This is a genomic window from Streptomyces sp. NPDC048337, assembly GCF_043201175.1.
GTDB lineage: Bacteria > Actinomycetota > Actinomycetes > Streptomycetales > Streptomycetaceae > Streptomyces.
Genome location: NZ_JBICYR010000005.1, coordinates 198,952 through 212,648, shown reverse-complemented (window position 1 = coordinate 212,648; position 13,697 = coordinate 198,952). Strand labels below are relative to the sequence as shown.

The window sequence follows — 13,697 nt, the reverse complement described above, 5'->3', positions numbered from 1 at the left end:
ACGGTCGCCGCCCTCCCTACAGTGCGAACCATGAGTGCCACCGTGGAGGAGACGCGCGGAACCCGTAACCGCTTCCTGAACCGGGTTCCCGACGGATTCGGCGCGTTCTTCGGAACGCTCGGCCTGCTCTGCGCTCTGCTGGCGCTCTCCCCGACCCTGCGCAGGCTGTTGCGGCCCGTCGTGCGCTTCCTGGACCTCATCGTCGTCCCGGTCAGCGCCAACCTCGCCTACGCCGTCTTCCTCTTCCTCCTCGCCGCCGCCCTCGGCACCCGCAAGAAGGTCGCCTGGTGGATCGTCGTCACCTATTTGGCCCTGCTGATCCTCGTCGACGTCCTGACCATGGCCGACGGCGACTACTGGGTCGGCGTCCCCTCCATGGCCGTCGCCGTCGCCGCCATGGCCGTACTGATCGCCGCCCGCACGGAGTTCTACGCGGCCTCCCGGCCCGGCGCCCTCTGGCGGGCCATGATCGTGCTAGGCACCGGCCTGCTCGCGGCCGTCCTCCTCGGCTGGGGCCTCGTCGCGCTCTTCCCCGGCACCCTGCCCAGGGGCCAGTGGCTGGACTGGGCCGCCAAGCAGGTGTTCGGCGGCCTCTTCTCCGCCCGGCAGTTCGACGGCCGCCCGCCCCGCTTCCTGTACTTCCTGCTCGGCCTCTTCGGCGCCCTTGCCCTGCTGAACGCCGCCGCCACCCTCTTCCGCTCCCAGCGCCTGACCGCCGCCCTGCACGGGGACGAGGAGCCCCGCATCCGGGCCCTCCTCGGCGCCTACGGACGCAACGACTCCCTCGGCTACTTCGCCACCCGCCGCGACAAGGCCGTCATCTTCGCCCCCAACGGCAAGGCGGCCGTCACCTACCGCGTCGAAGCCGGCGTCTGCCTCGCCAGCGGCGACCCGGTCGGCGACCCCGCCGCCTGGACCCCCGCCATCGACGCCTGGCTGACCGTCGCCCGCCGCTACGGCTGGCAGCCCGCCGTCATGGGCGCCTCCGAGGAGGGCGCCACCGCCTACGCCCGCTCCGGACTCAGCGCCCTCCAACTCGGCGACGAGGCCATCCTGCACGTGGCCCACTTCGACCTCGACGGCCGCGACATGCGCGTCACCCGCCAGGCCGTCAACCGGGTCAAGCGCACCGGAGCCACCACCGTCATCCGCCGCCACTCCGCCCTCTCCGAGGACGAGATGCAGATGATCGTGGACCGGGCCGACAGGTGGCGCGACACCGAGACCGAACGCGGCTTCTCCATGGCCCTGGACCGGCTCGGCGACCGCGCCGACGGGGACTGCCTGCTCGTCGAGGCCTTCGACGACCGGGGCGAGCTGATCGCCCTGCTCTCCTTCGTCCCCTGGGGCAAGGACGGCATCTCCCTCGACCTGATGCGCCGCGACCGCGCCGCCCCCAACGGGGTCATGGAGTTCATGGTCGCCCAGCTGTGCGCCGCCTCCCCGGGGCTGGGCGTCCGCCGGATCTCCCTCAACTTCGCCGTGTTCCGCTCCGCCTTCGAGGAGGGCGGCCGGATCGGCGCCGGCCCCGTCCTCAAGCTGTGGCGCAAGCTGCTGCTCTTCTTCTCCCGCTGGTGGCAGCTGGAGGCGCTGTACCGCTCGAACGTCAAGTACGGCCCCGAGTGGTACCCGAGGTTCCTCTGCTACCAGGACGCCGGCTCGCTCGCCCGGGTCAGCCTCGCCTCCGGCATCGCCGAGGGCTTCGTCTCCGTACCCAGCCTGCGCACCCTGTGGGGCAACGGCCACCCCAAGGGCCTCACCGCTCCCGCCACCACCGAGGGACTGCCCTCCATCGACTCCCTGGGCCTGGACGCCGTCGGCGAGGAGGCCGAGGCCGTCTCCCGGGCCGAACGGCTGCCCGAACAGGTCCGCGTCCGCCACGACAAGCTGGACCGCATCCGGGCCGGCGGCACCGACCCGTACCCGGTCGGCATCCGGCAGCGCACCCACACCGTGGCCCGGCTGAAGGCCGCGCACCCCGACCACCCGGCCGGCTCCCGCTCCGGCGAGGAGGCCACCCTGGCCGGGCGCGTGATGCTCGTGCGCGACCTCGGCGGCGTGCTCTTCGCCGTCCTGCGCGACTGGTCCGGGGACATACAGCTGATGCTCACCCGCGACGAGACCGGCGCCGCGGTCATGGACTCCTTCACCTCCCAGGTCGACTTCGGCGACCACGTCGTCGCGAGCGGGGAGGTCGGCGCCAGCAAGAGCGGCGAGCTGTCCCTGGTCGTACGGGACTGGCAGCTCACCGGCAAATGCCTGCGCCCCCTCCCCGACAAGCGCAAGGGTCTCGCTGACCCGGAGGCCCGCGTCCGGCGCCGCTACCTCGACCTCGTCGCGAGCCCCGAGGCCCGGGAGGTCGTACGGGCCCGCTCCAGCGCGGTGCAGGCCCTGCGCCAGGGGCTGCTGGACCGCGGCTACCTGGAGGTCGAGACCCCGATGCTCCAGCAGATCCACGGCGGCGCCAACGCCCGGCCGTTCCGCACCCACATCAACGCCTACGACCTCGACCTGTACCTGCGCATCGCGCCCGAGCTGTACCTCAAGCGGCTGTGCGTCGGCGGCATGGAGAAGGTCTTCGAGATGGGCCGCACCTTCCGCAACGAGGGCGTCTCCTACAAGCACAACCCCGAGTTCACGATGCTGGAGGCCTACCAGGCCTTCGCCGACTACGACGTGATGCTCGACCTCACCCGCGAGCTGATCCAGGGCGCGGCGACGGCCGCCTTCGGCACGCCGATCGCGCACAAGGCGGGCCCGGACGGGAAGCTCGTCGTCCACGACATCTCCGGGCCCTGGCCGGTCAAGACGCTGTACGGGGCGATCAGCGAGGCCCTCGGCGAGGAGGTCGACGCCGACACCGAGGAGCACGTGCTGCGGCGGCTGTGCGACCGGGCCTCGGTCCCGCACGCCCCCGAGGACACCCGCGGCGACGTGGTCCTGGAGATGTACGAGCGCCTCGTCGAGGAGCGCACCAAGCTGCCCACCTTCTACAAGGACTTCCCGACCGACGTCTCCCCGCTCACCCGGCAGCACCGCGAGGACCCGCGGCTCGCCGAGCGCTGGGACCTGGTCGCCTTCGGCACCGAACTGGGCACCGCCTACTCGGAGCTGACCGACCCGGTCGAGCAGCGGCGCCGGCTGACCGCGCAGTCGCTGCTCGCGGCGGGCGGCGACCCGGAGGCGATGGAACTCGACAACGACTTCCTGGACGCGCTGGAGTACGCGATGCCGCCGACGGGCGGCCTGGGCATCGGCGTGGACCGCCTCGTCATGTTCCTCACGGGCCTGACGATCCGCGAGACGCTCCCGTTCCCCCTGGTGCGACGCGGCTGATCCGTTCCGTGGCTGGTCCGAGCGGGTGACGGGCAGGAGGCGCGTCCGCGCCTCTCGACATCTCCGGCGATGTCGTTGATACGTAGTAATAATGAAAAATGACGAGCCGACAGTAGGGCGACGCGTGCTCCTGCGTGCCGCCGTCTTCCTCGGGGTCGCGGCCGCCGCCGGACTGATCAACGCGGGCGACGAGGGCGGGGTGGCGGGCCGCCCCGGCGCGCCGGGCGCCCCCGGCGGCGCTCCCGGCCCGAACCCCGCGGCGGGACCGCCCGGCAGGATCCACGAGTTGGCCGCCGAGAAGTCGTACCGGCTACGGCCGATGACCGCCGAGGCCCCCGGCCGACAGCGTGCCGCGAAGCCGGCCGTGCGGACCCGCCCCATCCTGGAACTCCCGGCCGACGGGTCCGCGGCCGGCGCCATGGTCCTGACCTTCGACGACGGCCCCGACCCCCGCTACACCCCCGGGATCCTCGACACCCTCGCCCGCTACGGGGTGCGCGCCATGTTCTTCGTCTGCGGGGAGATGGCCTCCGAGAACCGCGACCTGCTGCGCCGGATGGTCGCCGAGGGCCACGTCATCGGCAACCACACCTGGACCCATCCGCTGATCCCCACGCTCAGCCGGCCCGGCCTCGCCTCCGAGATCGGCCGCACGAGCGAGGTCGTACAGCAGACCGTGGGGGAGGCGCCGGAGTGGTTCCGGGCGCCGTACGGGGCCTGGAACCGGGCCGCCTTCGAGATCGGGGCGGAGCTGGGCATGGAGCCGCTCGCCTGGACCGTGGACACCCTGGACTGGAAGGAGCCGGGGACCGGCACGATCGTCTCCCGGGTCCTGGAGGGCGCCGGGTCGGGCGTGATCGTGCTGTCGCACGACGCGGGCGGCAACCGGTCGCAGAGTGTCCAGGCGATCTCCTCCTACCTGCCCCAACTGCTCGCGCGGGGCTACCGGATGATCCTGCCGCCGCGCTGAGCGCGGTCCGCGGGGGCGCCGGTGTGCCGGGCGTCGTAGGTGCGGCGTAACGATTCCGCTGCGAACGTCAGGACTCCGCACCGGCGCCGGTCAGGCCCCTGCCCAGCTCGGCCGGGGACCCCTACGGTGTGCCACGTCCCGGAACGCAGCACCCGGACCCGCCAGGAGGGCCCATGCGCAAGCCCGTCGCCACAGCCACCGTCCTCGCCACCCTCGCCCTGCTCCTCGGCCCGGCGGCCGCCGCCCGGGCCGACATCGCCAGCCCGCCGCGGATCCTGAGCGGCACCATCCACGCCTCCGACCTCGTCCTCGGCCCGGACGACAGCCGTACCTTCTTCGTCACCTTCGACGCCGAGGACGACTCCGGCATCAGCCGCACCGACGCCGAGGTGATCCTGGTCCCCGAGTCCGGACCCCAGCTGGACGACGTGGACCCGCCGCCCGGCACCACCGTCTGCACGCCGCACACCGCGAACCCGAACCGCTCCACCTGCCGGTTCACCTTCACCGTCCGGACCGCCCCGGGGGGCCTCACCAACAGCCGTGCCGGGCTCTACAAGTTGTGGGCCCTGGTCGCCGGGAACGACTGGAACGTCGAGACCGGGGAAGGCATCACCACCCGCTTCGACCTGGACCGGATCCGGATCAAGCGCAAGGCCCAGCTCACCTTCGACGCCTTCCCCGAACCACCCCGCCCCGGCCACCCGTTGGGCATCGTCGGCCGGCTGACCCTCGCCGACTGGGACAACGGCGGCTACACCGGCGCGCCCGCCGGGCTGCCGCTGCAACTGGTCCACAAGGCCGACGACAGCAGCCGGTACGAGTACGTCGCCGACCTCACCACCGGCCGCGGCGGCACCGTCGCGACCACCACCCCGCCCCGCGCGGACGGCATCTGGTGGCTGGCCCACAACGGAACCGACGCCACACCCTGGATCTACTCCGCCGCCGACCACGTGGACATGCCCTAGCGTCAGCGGGTCTCCACCATCCGGGCGAAGACCACCACGTTGCCGTCGTAGCCCCGGGCCTTCGAGTAGCCGCCGCCGCACGTGATCACCCGGAGTTCGGCGTGCCCGGTGTCCCCGTACACCCGGGCTCCGGGGAAGGCGTCCTTGGCGAACACCTCCACGCCGTACACCTCGAACACCGCTGTGCGCCCGTCGTACCGCTCCACCTCGATGTGATTGCCCGGCTTCACCGAGCCCAGGCCGTAGAAGACCGCCGGGCCCTGCGCGTTGTCCACGTGGCCCACGATCACCGCCGAGCCGCGCTGGCCCGGCGAGATGCCGTTGAGGTACCAGCCGGCCAGATTGCGGTCCTGCGGCGGCGGGGCGTCGATCCAGCCCTCCGCGTCCAGCCCGACCGTCATCACCGGCGCGTCCACGTTGATGTTGGGAATCCGGATGCGCTGCACCGACGAGTGCTCCAGCACGTCCATGTCCGCGGCCGGCGTAGGCGGATCCGCCGGCAGCTGGTCGGCCGTCACCGCGACGCGCGAGGCCGCGGTGGGCTGGGGCGGCCCGCCGTCGATGTCCACACCGTTCCGCACCATAGCGAGGCCCGTGAGCATGACCAGGGCGAGTACGCCCCACGGTGAGCGTTTGCGCGACTGCCCTGTCTCGTCCTCGCCCATCGTTCTCCCTTCCCGACGCGGGGGTCCCGACCCGCGTTCCATCCCACCCCTGTACGCCCTACTTCACGCACGCTAAGGCTGCGTCGGCAGGACGGCGAGAGGGGAGGGGCGAACGGGTGGCGGGGCCCGGAAGGGGCCGGAAGAGGTGCGCCCATCCAGGTAATCGTCACATAAATGCCTGACGGGTCGTGACCTGCGGATCCGTCAGCCCAGCGTTCCGCGCTTCGGCGTGTCGCTCAACCGGGCGGCCCAAAGGCGGAAATGCGGAGCTTGCGGGCCGACCCGAGGGTTCGACGTGGGAGGCGTTCTCGTCGATCATCCGGGGCCGACGCTCCGGGGCGCTTCCCGCTGGAGGTTCCACCATGCGTGTTTTCCGCGCTCTTACCGTGACGGCGGCAGCCTGCGCCGCGATCGGCCTCAGTGTCCCCTTCGCCTCCGCGAACGCCCCGTTGGGCGGGGGCGGCGGTCCCAGCAACATCTCGGTCAACCCGTACGCCGTGCACCAGGGAGCCGTGATGCAGGTGAGCGCGTCGGGCTGTGGGCACGGCGGTACCGTCACCTCGCCGGGCAACTTTCCGCCGGCCAATCTCTCCGCCGGGTCGATCGGTTTCGCCACCGTCCGGATCTTCAACCACGCCTCGCCCGGTCACCACACGCTGTCGGTCAAGTGCAACGACAACAGCCTGGTCGCCACGCACCGTTTCACGATCCTGGAGGGCAACCCCGCACAGGGTGGAATCGGCGGTTCCTTCGGCCCGTCCACCACCGAGACCGCCCTCGGCGCCGGCCTCGTCGGCGCCGCCGCCCTCGGCGCGGGCGCCCACGTGATGCGCCGCCGCCGTCCGGTCCGCGGCCGCGGGGGGGCCGGCCCCCCCCCCCCGCCCCCCGCGCCCCCCCCCCCGCCGCCCCGCCCCCCCCCCCCCCCCCCGGCGGTTGGGGAGGGGGGAAGGCGAGGTGGTCGGGTGGGGGGACGGGACGGCGGCTCAATGGCCACGGCGGCCGCTTCCGCGGCGGCACACCACGTACGCCGTACTGCCCACGGCCGTGAGGAGGAGGACCGCGCCCGCACCGAGTTGGACGGGGTTCGTTCCCGCCACACTGCCCCCGAGGCCGCCCTGGACGCCCCGGGCAGTGGCGTTGGTGGGGGTGCTCCGCGGGGGAGCGGTGGCCCCCCGGGTGGAACTCGTGGTCGGCCGGGTCGTGCCGCCGGCGATCGTCAGGTCGGCCGAGCCGGTCTCCCCGTTGCAGGTGAAGGAGACGGAGTACACCGCCCCGCGCCGGGCGTCCCGGTCGATGGTGACCCGTACGCTCTGGCCGCGGGCGATGCTCACGGTGTCGAAGACCCCGGAGGAGGCGGTGGCGTAGGCCGCGTTGCAGCCGGTGACGGACAGCACCGTCTGGCCGCCGGGAGCGACCGTCGACGGGGTGACGGTGAAACCGAACGAGGTGACCTGGGCCTCGGCGGCGGTCGCGGCGGGCGCGGCGAGGACGCCGAGCGCGAGGACGGCGCCCGTGGCGCCGGCGCCCAGCAGGGCCGTGGCGGAGGAACGTATCGCACCCATGGTTGATTCTCCGGATCCCCGAGGAGCAGCCGCGGAACGGTTTCCGCACGTGGGGGGTCGTGCGCCTCGATGTCCGACACGCTAGGTGCGGGTGGGGCGACCCGCGATCAGGACCGGGCGAATGGGGCATGGCCGTAGGCCGAACCGGGGACGGGAGGCCCGCCCCCGGTTTGCCCGGTCCGGCCGGCTGCACGGCCGCGCCGTCAGTCGTCCAGGCCCAGATGCGGGAACTGGGCGAAGAAGGGTTCCGCGGTGGCCGCGATCCCGCGCCCGAAGGGCGCGTCGAAGTCCCAGATGAGGAACAGCAGGAAGGCGATCAGCGCGCTGAACAGTCCCGCCAGCAGCATCTCCCGGAACGACCGCCGGATCTGGAGGGTGAAGATCAGGCCCACCGTCACCAGGGCGCCGGTGATCAGCCCGAACCACACCACCCCGGGCATGGTGGCCCCGGCGCTCTCGCCGCGCGCACTGCGGGCGTCGTCGACCGCCGCGACCTGGTCGACCAGCGGCTGGTAGGCCTGGCCCTCGTGGTCGGTCTGCGGCACGTAGTCGGTGACGTCCCGGCGGATACGTTCCAGCAACTCTCCGCTGCGGTCCGTCAGGTCGCCGTGGTCGGCCATCACCCTCCACTCCGTGTCCACCACGTACGTCACGTACGCGTCGACATCGGACCGGATCTTCCGGCGCACCTCGACCGGGTAGACCTCGGAGCGGGTGCTGATCTCGTGCAGGGCCTGCGCTTCCTGGCGCACGTACTCCTGGGCCGCGCCGCGGCCCTCCCAGACGCCGGCGATCGCCAGGCCCAGCACGATCGCGTAGATCACGCCGATCATCATCGTCATGTACTCGATGACGTCCGGGGTTTCGTTCGGATCGTCGTCCTCGCCGATCCTGCGGTGGTTGAAGAAGGCGATGGACAGCACCACGGCACAGGCCGCGGCCATCGCGAGGGACAGGACGAGCCATTCCGACAAGATGACTCCCAAATCGGTCACAGGTGGGGCGGAAGAACCAGCGAAGAACTAGCGGGGGCGCAGCGCGACGATCGCGAGCACCGCCGGAGCCGCGGTGAGCAGGGTGAAGGTCACCGGTGAGACGTGGTGCTCGACCGGCTTGCGGGCCGGGGCGTGGTACGCCGGACGTGCCACCGGTTTCGGCGCCGCCGCCGCGGGGGCGGGCGCGGGTGGTGGTGCGGGTGCCTCGAACACCCGGGGCGGCGCGGGCGCCGGCTTCGGCGGGGCCGGAGCGGGCGGGGCGGGCTTGGGGACGGGCTTCGGTGCGGGTTTCGGAGCCGGCTCGGGTGGCGGCGGTGGTGGCGGGGTGGGCTTGGGCGGTGGGGTGGGCTTCGGCGGTGGTGGCGTGGGCTTCGGGGGTGGGGTCGGCTTCGGCTTCGGCGGGCACGGCGGGGGAGGCGGGGGCGGGCAGTGGTGGCCGCCGTGACGGCCCCCTCCGTGCCCTCCTCCGTGCCCTCTTCCGTGGCCGCCGGCGTGGTCGTCGCCGTGATGTCCGCCACCCGGACCGCCTCCGCGGCCCCCGCCGCCGGCCACCGCGACCGCTGCGGCGGCGGCCGCGCCGTCGCCGGAGCCGGTCGTCGCGTAGGCGCAGCTATCAGCCACGGCCGGGGTGGCGGACAGGGCTGCCCACAAGAGGACCGGAAGCACCATCAGGCGCCTGGCACAGGCTTTGTTCACCCGGGGATCATGGGCTCGCGTGCGCCCGCGCACGCGAGGGACGGCCGTGGTTCGCCTGAACGGGTGGAGTGCCAACCCAGGAGGTTTGAGCCAGTCGAGGGTCGGTCGTGCGACGACTCCGATCGCTCACCGGGCAATTCCCAAAAGGGATTTGTCGGTATCGATCAATCGCCCTGGCGGGCGGGCCCGGCGCGTTTGGTGTGTGACGAAGAACGGATCGGCAATTTCCGCTTTTGCTCGCCCCGTTGGGCAATGATCAGTACATTCGGCTCGGACAGGAGTCCGACCCCGCACGGACCACCGTAGGATCAAGGCTTGGAGACCTCGATGGAGCGCCCCGCCTGGGCCCCGCCAGGTATCGACATATCGGTGCCGAGCGTGTCCCGCATCTACGATTACTACCTGGGCGGCTCCCACAATTTCGAGGTCGACCGCCAGGCGGCCCGCCGTGCCATGGAATTCATGCCGGGCCTGCCCAAGATCATGCAGGCCAACCGGGCATTCATGCGCCGCACCGTCCGGCACGCCGTCGCCGAGGGCGTCACCCAGTTCCTGGACATCGGCTCCGGCATCCCCACCTTCGGCAACGTCCACGAGGTCGCCCAGGCCGCCAGCCCCGAGGCGCGCGTGGTCTACGTCGACCACGACCCGGTGGCCGTCGCGCACAGCCGGGCCGTCCTCGCGGACGGCGATCGCACCGGCGTCGTCGCCGCCGACCTGCGCAAGCCGAAGGACATCCTGACCGCGCCCGAGATCGGCCGGCTGCTCGACTTCGACCGCCCGGTCGCGCTGCTGCTCGTCGCCGTCCTGCACTTCCTGGAGGACACGGACCAGCCGTACGCCGCCGTGGCCGAGCTGCGCGATGCGCTGGCCCCCGGCAGCCTGCTGATCCTCACGCACGCCTCGTACGAGGGAATTCCGCTCTCGGAGGAGGTCGCGGGCGGGGCCGTCGGCGTCTACCGGGACATCCGCAACCCGCTCGTCATGCGGACCGGGGAGCAGATCCGCGGCTTCTTCGACGGGTTCGAGATGGTGGAGCCCGGGCTCGTGTCCATGCCCGACTGGCGCCCGGACCTTGCCGAGGGCGCGGAGGACGCCGAGGCGCAGGAGGACCCGTACGCCTTCTCGGGCTTCGGGGGAGTGGGACGCAAGGCGTGAGACTCCCGGCACAGACGGCGGGCGCCCCGGACGCCGCCGAGGCCCCCTCCGACGCGCCCGAACCCGAATCGGCGGCGGCTCCGTGCGGGCCGTCGGCAGCCGATCCCGCGGCGGCCCCGCAGGGCGGGCTGGAGGACCGGATCGCCAGGTTCGCGACCATCTGGGGGCGGGCGATCTTCCCCTTCACGGCGACCTCGCTGACGCGGACCGAGTTCGAGCGGCACCTGGTGCCGCTCACCCGGACCCTCGCCGAGGCCCTCCACGCCCGGCCGTTCGACGCCGCCGTCGGCCAGCAGGTCGGCGCCGAGCTCGTCGCCGTGCACTGCACCGACCCCGAGGCCCTGGCGGGCACCCTCGGCGTGATCGAGTCGTACCTGGTGCTCTACTGCGGCTCCGGCGCGCAGGGCACCGAGGAGTACCGGGCCCGCTGCGCCCGGCTCCAGCACGGGATCGCCGCGGGGTTCGCCCGGGCCCTGCGCGAGCGCACCCTCAGCGAGCAGGAGGCCATCGCCCGCTCCACGCTCACCGCCCGCAGCGACGCCCAGCAGGCCCTGCACGCGAGCGAGGAGCGCTTCCGGGCGGTCTTCGAGGGGGCGGCCGTCGGCATCGGCATCGCCGACCTCGAAGGCAACATCCTGGAGGTCAACGACGCGCTGCTGCAGATGTTCGGCGGGCTGGAGGGGCACGTCCGCGGCCGCAAGGTCAGCGAGTGGGGGCACCCCGACGACACCCCGCACGTCTGGCGCATGTACGGCGAACTGGTGCGCGGCGAGCGGGAGAGCTACCGCGTGGAGAAGCCGTACTACCGCCACGACGGCACCGTGCTGTGGACCAACCTGACGGTGTCGCTGCTGCGCGACGCCGAGGGCAAGCCGCAGTACCAGCTGGCCCTGATGGAGGACACCACCGAACGCCGGCTGCTGAACCTGCGCCTGCGCTACGAGGCCACCCACGACGCGCTGACCGGACTGCCCAACCGGACGCTCTTCTTCGAACGGCTGGAGAAGGCCCTGAGCGGGGCCGGGGGCAGCCGCTTCGGCCTGTGCTACCTGGACCTCGACGGCTTCAAGACGGTCAACGACAGCCTCGGCCACTCGGCGGGGGACCGGCTGCTGGTGGAGGTCGCCGACCGGCTGCAGAGCTGCGCGACCGGCCCCGGCGAGGTGGTCGCCCGGCTCGGCGGCGACGAGTTCGTCGCCCTGACCACCGGCCCCGACACCGAGCAGAAGGCGGCCGACCTCGCGGTCCGCATCCTGTCCGCCCTGTCCACGCCGATCCGGCTGGAGGGCCGCGAGCTCTCGGTCCGGGGCAGCATCGGCATCGTCGAGGGCCCGGCCCGCGAACGCACCCCGGCGGAGGTGCTCCGAAGTGCCGACATCACCATGTACCGGGCCAAGGCGGCCGGCGGCAACCGCTTCGAATTCGCCGACGCCGAGGCCGACGCCCGGGCCATCACCCGGCACGGACTGACCAACGCCCTGCCGGCGGCGCTGGAGCGCGGCGAGTTCTTCATCGAATACCAGCCGCTGGTCCACATGCACGACGGCAGCGTGCACGGCGCCGAGGCGCTGGTGCGCTGGTCGCACCCGCAGTACGGGGTCCTCGGACCGGACCGTTTCATTCCGCTCGCGGAGCGCACCGGGCTGATCGTGCCGCTCGGCCGCTGGGTCCTGGAGGAGGCGGTCCGCCAGGCCCGCAACTGGCAGCGCCAGCACGGTGGTTCCTCCCTCCGGATCAACGTCAACCTCTCGCCGACCCAGCTGCACCACCCCGGCCTGGTCGCCGACACGGTCGCCGTGCTGGAGAAGTCGGGCCTCGCCCCGGGCGCCCTGTGCCTGGAGGTCACCGAATCGGCCTTGATAGGCGCCGACGACGAGCTCCTCGAACCGCTGCGCAGGCTCGCCGCCCTGGGCGTGGACATCGCGCTCGACGACTTCGGCACCGGCTACTCGAACCTGGCCAACCTGCGCCGCCTTCCGGTCAGCGTCCTGAAGCTGGACCGCTCCTTCACGCAGGGCATGCAGCAGAGCCCGGCCGACCCGGTCGACGTCAAGATCGTGGAGGGGATCGTGGCCCTGGCCCACAGCCTCGAACTCGCCGTCACCGTCGAAGGCGTGGAGACCGGCGCCCAGGCCGCCCAGCTGCGCGACCTCGGCTGCGACACCGCCCAGGGCTGGTACTACGCCCGCCCCGGCGCCCCCGACCGGATCCACACCCTCTCCCTCTCGGACGCGGTTCCCACCGCCTCCTGAGGGCGGACCCCGACCACCGCCCGCCCGCCGCCCGCGGTCGCCGCACAGGCGGCGGGCGGCCCGCCGCTCACTCCAGCCCGGCCTCCGTCCCGACGCCCGGCTCGCGGACGGCCGCCATGACCCGCTCCATCCGCCGGGAGGTGTCGGCCAGCAGCTCGGAGGCCACCGGCAGGCGCTCCGCCCCGTACGCGTCGAGTGCGTCCTCCCCCGCGGGTCCGGAGAGGGCCGCGGCCAGGGTCCGGCCGAGGGCTGCCGCGTCCCGGATCCCGGTGTTCATGCCCAGCCCGCCGGCGATGGGGTGGACGTGCGCCGCGTCCCCGGCGAGGAAGGCCCGGCCCTCGCTCAAGGAAAGCGGCTCCGCCAAGAAAAAGCAACTCGGTTAAAAAAATAACTCGGTCACGAATCTGTGGTAGGGTGTGAGGCATGGACAACACGACGGGTCTGCGCGAGAACAAGAAGCTCCGTACGCGTCGCCTGCTGGCGGCCACGGCGCTGGAACTCTTCCTGGAACGAGGCTTCGACGCCGTGTCGGTGGCGGACGTCGCCGCCGCGGCCGAGGTCTCCAAACCCACGCTGTTCCGGTACTTCCCCAGCAAGGAGGACCTGGTGCTGGACCGCTTCGCCGACCATCAGGACGAAGCGGCGCGGATCGTGCGGGACCGGCCCGAGGGGCAGGGCCCGGTCGGCGCCGTGCACGAGCACTTCGTGGAGGCCCTCGGCCGGCGGGACCCGATCACCGGGCTCTGCGACCACCCCGATGTCCTCGCCTTCCAGCGGCTGCTCTACTCCACCGCCAGCCTGGAGAGCCGCCTCGCCCGCTACACCGCCCGCGAGGTGGAACTGCTCGCCGCCGCGCTGGAGGCCGAGTCGGTGCCGCCGCTCACCGCACGCCTCGCGGCGCTGCACCTGGTGACCGTCCGCCATGAGCTCGGCCGGGAGAACTACCGCCGGATCGATTCCGGCCGGAGCGCCGACGAGGTCCACCCGGGGGCCGTGGCCGACGCGGACACCGCGTTCGGGATGCTCGCGGGCGGGCTCGACCGGGGGTTGCCCATACGCGCGGCCGCCTGACCCGACCGGCCCGGCCCCGCC

Annotated in this window: 11 protein-coding genes and 1 pseudogene; 7 read left to right on the top strand and 5 right to left on the bottom strand. The window is 72.7% G+C overall.

The genetic code is table 11. The annotated features are described in order from the left end of the window. The first annotated feature begins 30 nt into the window (after positions 1 to 30). From lysX to ACGFYU_RS11045, 3 genes are all read left to right on the top strand, one after another. Entirely contained in the window at positions 31 to 3,336 is a 3,306-nt protein-coding gene (gene lysX / locus ACGFYU_RS11055; RefSeq protein ID WP_393826974.1) for a bifunctional lysylphosphatidylglycerol synthetase/lysine--tRNA ligase LysX, read from the top strand. A gap of 91 nt (positions 3,337 to 3,427) precedes the next feature. Then, positions 3,428 to 4,306 (top strand): polysaccharide deacetylase family protein, encoded by an 879-nt coding sequence (locus ACGFYU_RS11050; protein ID WP_393826973.1) that lies wholly within the window; start codon positions 3,428 to 3,430, stop codon positions 4,304 to 4,306. A 173-nt stretch (positions 4,307 to 4,479) separates the two neighbouring features. After that, complete coding sequence (locus ACGFYU_RS11045) at positions 4,480 to 5,277, top strand: hypothetical protein (protein WP_393826972.1); 798 nt, start codon at positions 4,480 to 4,482, stop codon at positions 5,275 to 5,277. Between the two features lie 2 nt (positions 5,278 to 5,279). Here ACGFYU_RS11045 and ACGFYU_RS11040 read toward each other — a convergent pair whose 3' ends face one another. Next, the gene (locus ACGFYU_RS11040; protein WP_393826971.1) at positions 5,280 to 5,942 is read right to left on the bottom strand and encodes a class F sortase; all 663 of its coding nucleotides are present in this window, start codon (positions 5,940 to 5,942) and stop codon (positions 5,280 to 5,282) included. Positions 5,943 to 6,304: 362 nt separating this feature from the next. Here ACGFYU_RS11040 and ACGFYU_RS11035 point away from each other — a divergent pair. Next, a pseudogene (locus ACGFYU_RS11035) lies at positions 6,305 to 6,784 on the top strand (hypothetical protein); the annotation flags it as partial. A gap of 141 nt (positions 6,785 to 6,925) precedes the next feature. Here ACGFYU_RS11035 and ACGFYU_RS11030 read toward each other — a convergent pair. From ACGFYU_RS11030 to ACGFYU_RS11020, 3 genes are all read right to left on the bottom strand, one after another. Next, entirely contained in the window at positions 6,926 to 7,504 is a 579-nt protein-coding gene (locus ACGFYU_RS11030) for a hypothetical protein (protein ID WP_393826970.1), read from the bottom strand. A gap of 203 nt (positions 7,505 to 7,707) precedes the next feature. Then, positions 7,708 to 8,478, bottom strand: coding sequence for a hypothetical protein (locus ACGFYU_RS11025; protein ID WP_393826969.1), 771 nt, complete (start codon positions 8,476 to 8,478; stop codon positions 7,708 to 7,710). Positions 8,479 to 8,526: 48 nt separating this feature from the next. Beyond that, positions 8,527 to 8,652 carry a hypothetical protein gene (locus tag ACGFYU_RS11020; RefSeq protein ID WP_393826968.1) on the bottom strand — a complete coding sequence of 42 codons (126 nt, stop codon included), beginning with the start codon at positions 8,650 to 8,652 and terminating at the stop codon, positions 8,527 to 8,529. Between the two features lie 870 nt (positions 8,653 to 9,522). On the opposite strand from ACGFYU_RS11020, the gene ACGFYU_RS11015 reads away from it, so the two are divergent. Continuing rightward, on the top strand, positions 9,523 to 10,353 hold the full coding sequence (locus ACGFYU_RS11015) for an SAM-dependent methyltransferase (protein WP_393827142.1): 831 nt from the start codon (positions 9,523 to 9,525) through the stop codon (positions 10,351 to 10,353). 128 nt (positions 10,354 to 10,481) lie between these two features. After that, on the top strand, positions 10,482 to 12,605 hold the full coding sequence (locus ACGFYU_RS11010; RefSeq protein WP_393827141.1) for a putative bifunctional diguanylate cyclase/phosphodiesterase: 2,124 nt from the start codon (positions 10,482 to 10,484) through the stop codon (positions 12,603 to 12,605). A gap of 67 nt (positions 12,606 to 12,672) precedes the next feature. Here ACGFYU_RS11010 and ACGFYU_RS11005 read toward each other — a convergent pair whose 3' ends face one another. Beyond that, positions 12,673 to 12,951 (bottom strand): FAD-dependent monooxygenase, encoded by a 279-nt coding sequence (locus tag ACGFYU_RS11005; protein ID WP_393826967.1) that lies wholly within the window; start codon positions 12,949 to 12,951, stop codon positions 12,673 to 12,675. A 77-nt stretch (positions 12,952 to 13,028) separates the two neighbouring features. Here ACGFYU_RS11005 and ACGFYU_RS11000 point away from each other — a divergent pair, with 77 nt between their 5' ends. Beyond that, the gene (locus ACGFYU_RS11000) at positions 13,029 to 13,676 is read left to right on the top strand and encodes a TetR/AcrR family transcriptional regulator (protein ID WP_393826966.1); all 648 of its coding nucleotides are present in this window, start codon (positions 13,029 to 13,031) and stop codon (positions 13,674 to 13,676) included. Positions 13,677 to 13,697 lie beyond the last annotated feature (21 nt).

Excerpts from the sequence above, each read along its gene's own strand:
- lysX (WP_393826974.1), top strand. The coding sequence starts at position 31 with ATGAGTGCCACCGTGGAGGAGACGCGCGGAACCCGTAACCGCTTCCTG.
- ACGFYU_RS11050 (WP_393826973.1), top strand. The coding sequence starts at position 3,428 with ATGAAAAATGACGAGCCGACAGTAGGGCGACGCGTGCTCCTGCGTGCC.
- ACGFYU_RS11045 (WP_393826972.1), top strand. The coding sequence starts at position 4,480 with ATGCGCAAGCCCGTCGCCACAGCCACCGTCCTCGCCACCCTCGCCCTG.
- ACGFYU_RS11040 (WP_393826971.1), bottom strand. The coding sequence starts at position 5,942 with ATGGGCGAGGACGAGACAGGGCAGTCGCGCAAACGCTCACCGTGGGGC.
- ACGFYU_RS11030 (WP_393826970.1), bottom strand. The coding sequence starts at position 7,504 with ATGGGTGCGATACGTTCCTCCGCCACGGCCCTGCTGGGCGCCGGCGCC.
- ACGFYU_RS11015 (WP_393827142.1), top strand. The coding sequence starts at position 9,523 with ATGGAGCGCCCCGCCTGGGCCCCGCCAGGTATCGACATATCGGTGCCG.
- ACGFYU_RS11000 (WP_393826966.1), top strand. The coding sequence starts at position 13,029 with ATGGACAACACGACGGGTCTGCGCGAGAACAAGAAGCTCCGTACGCGT.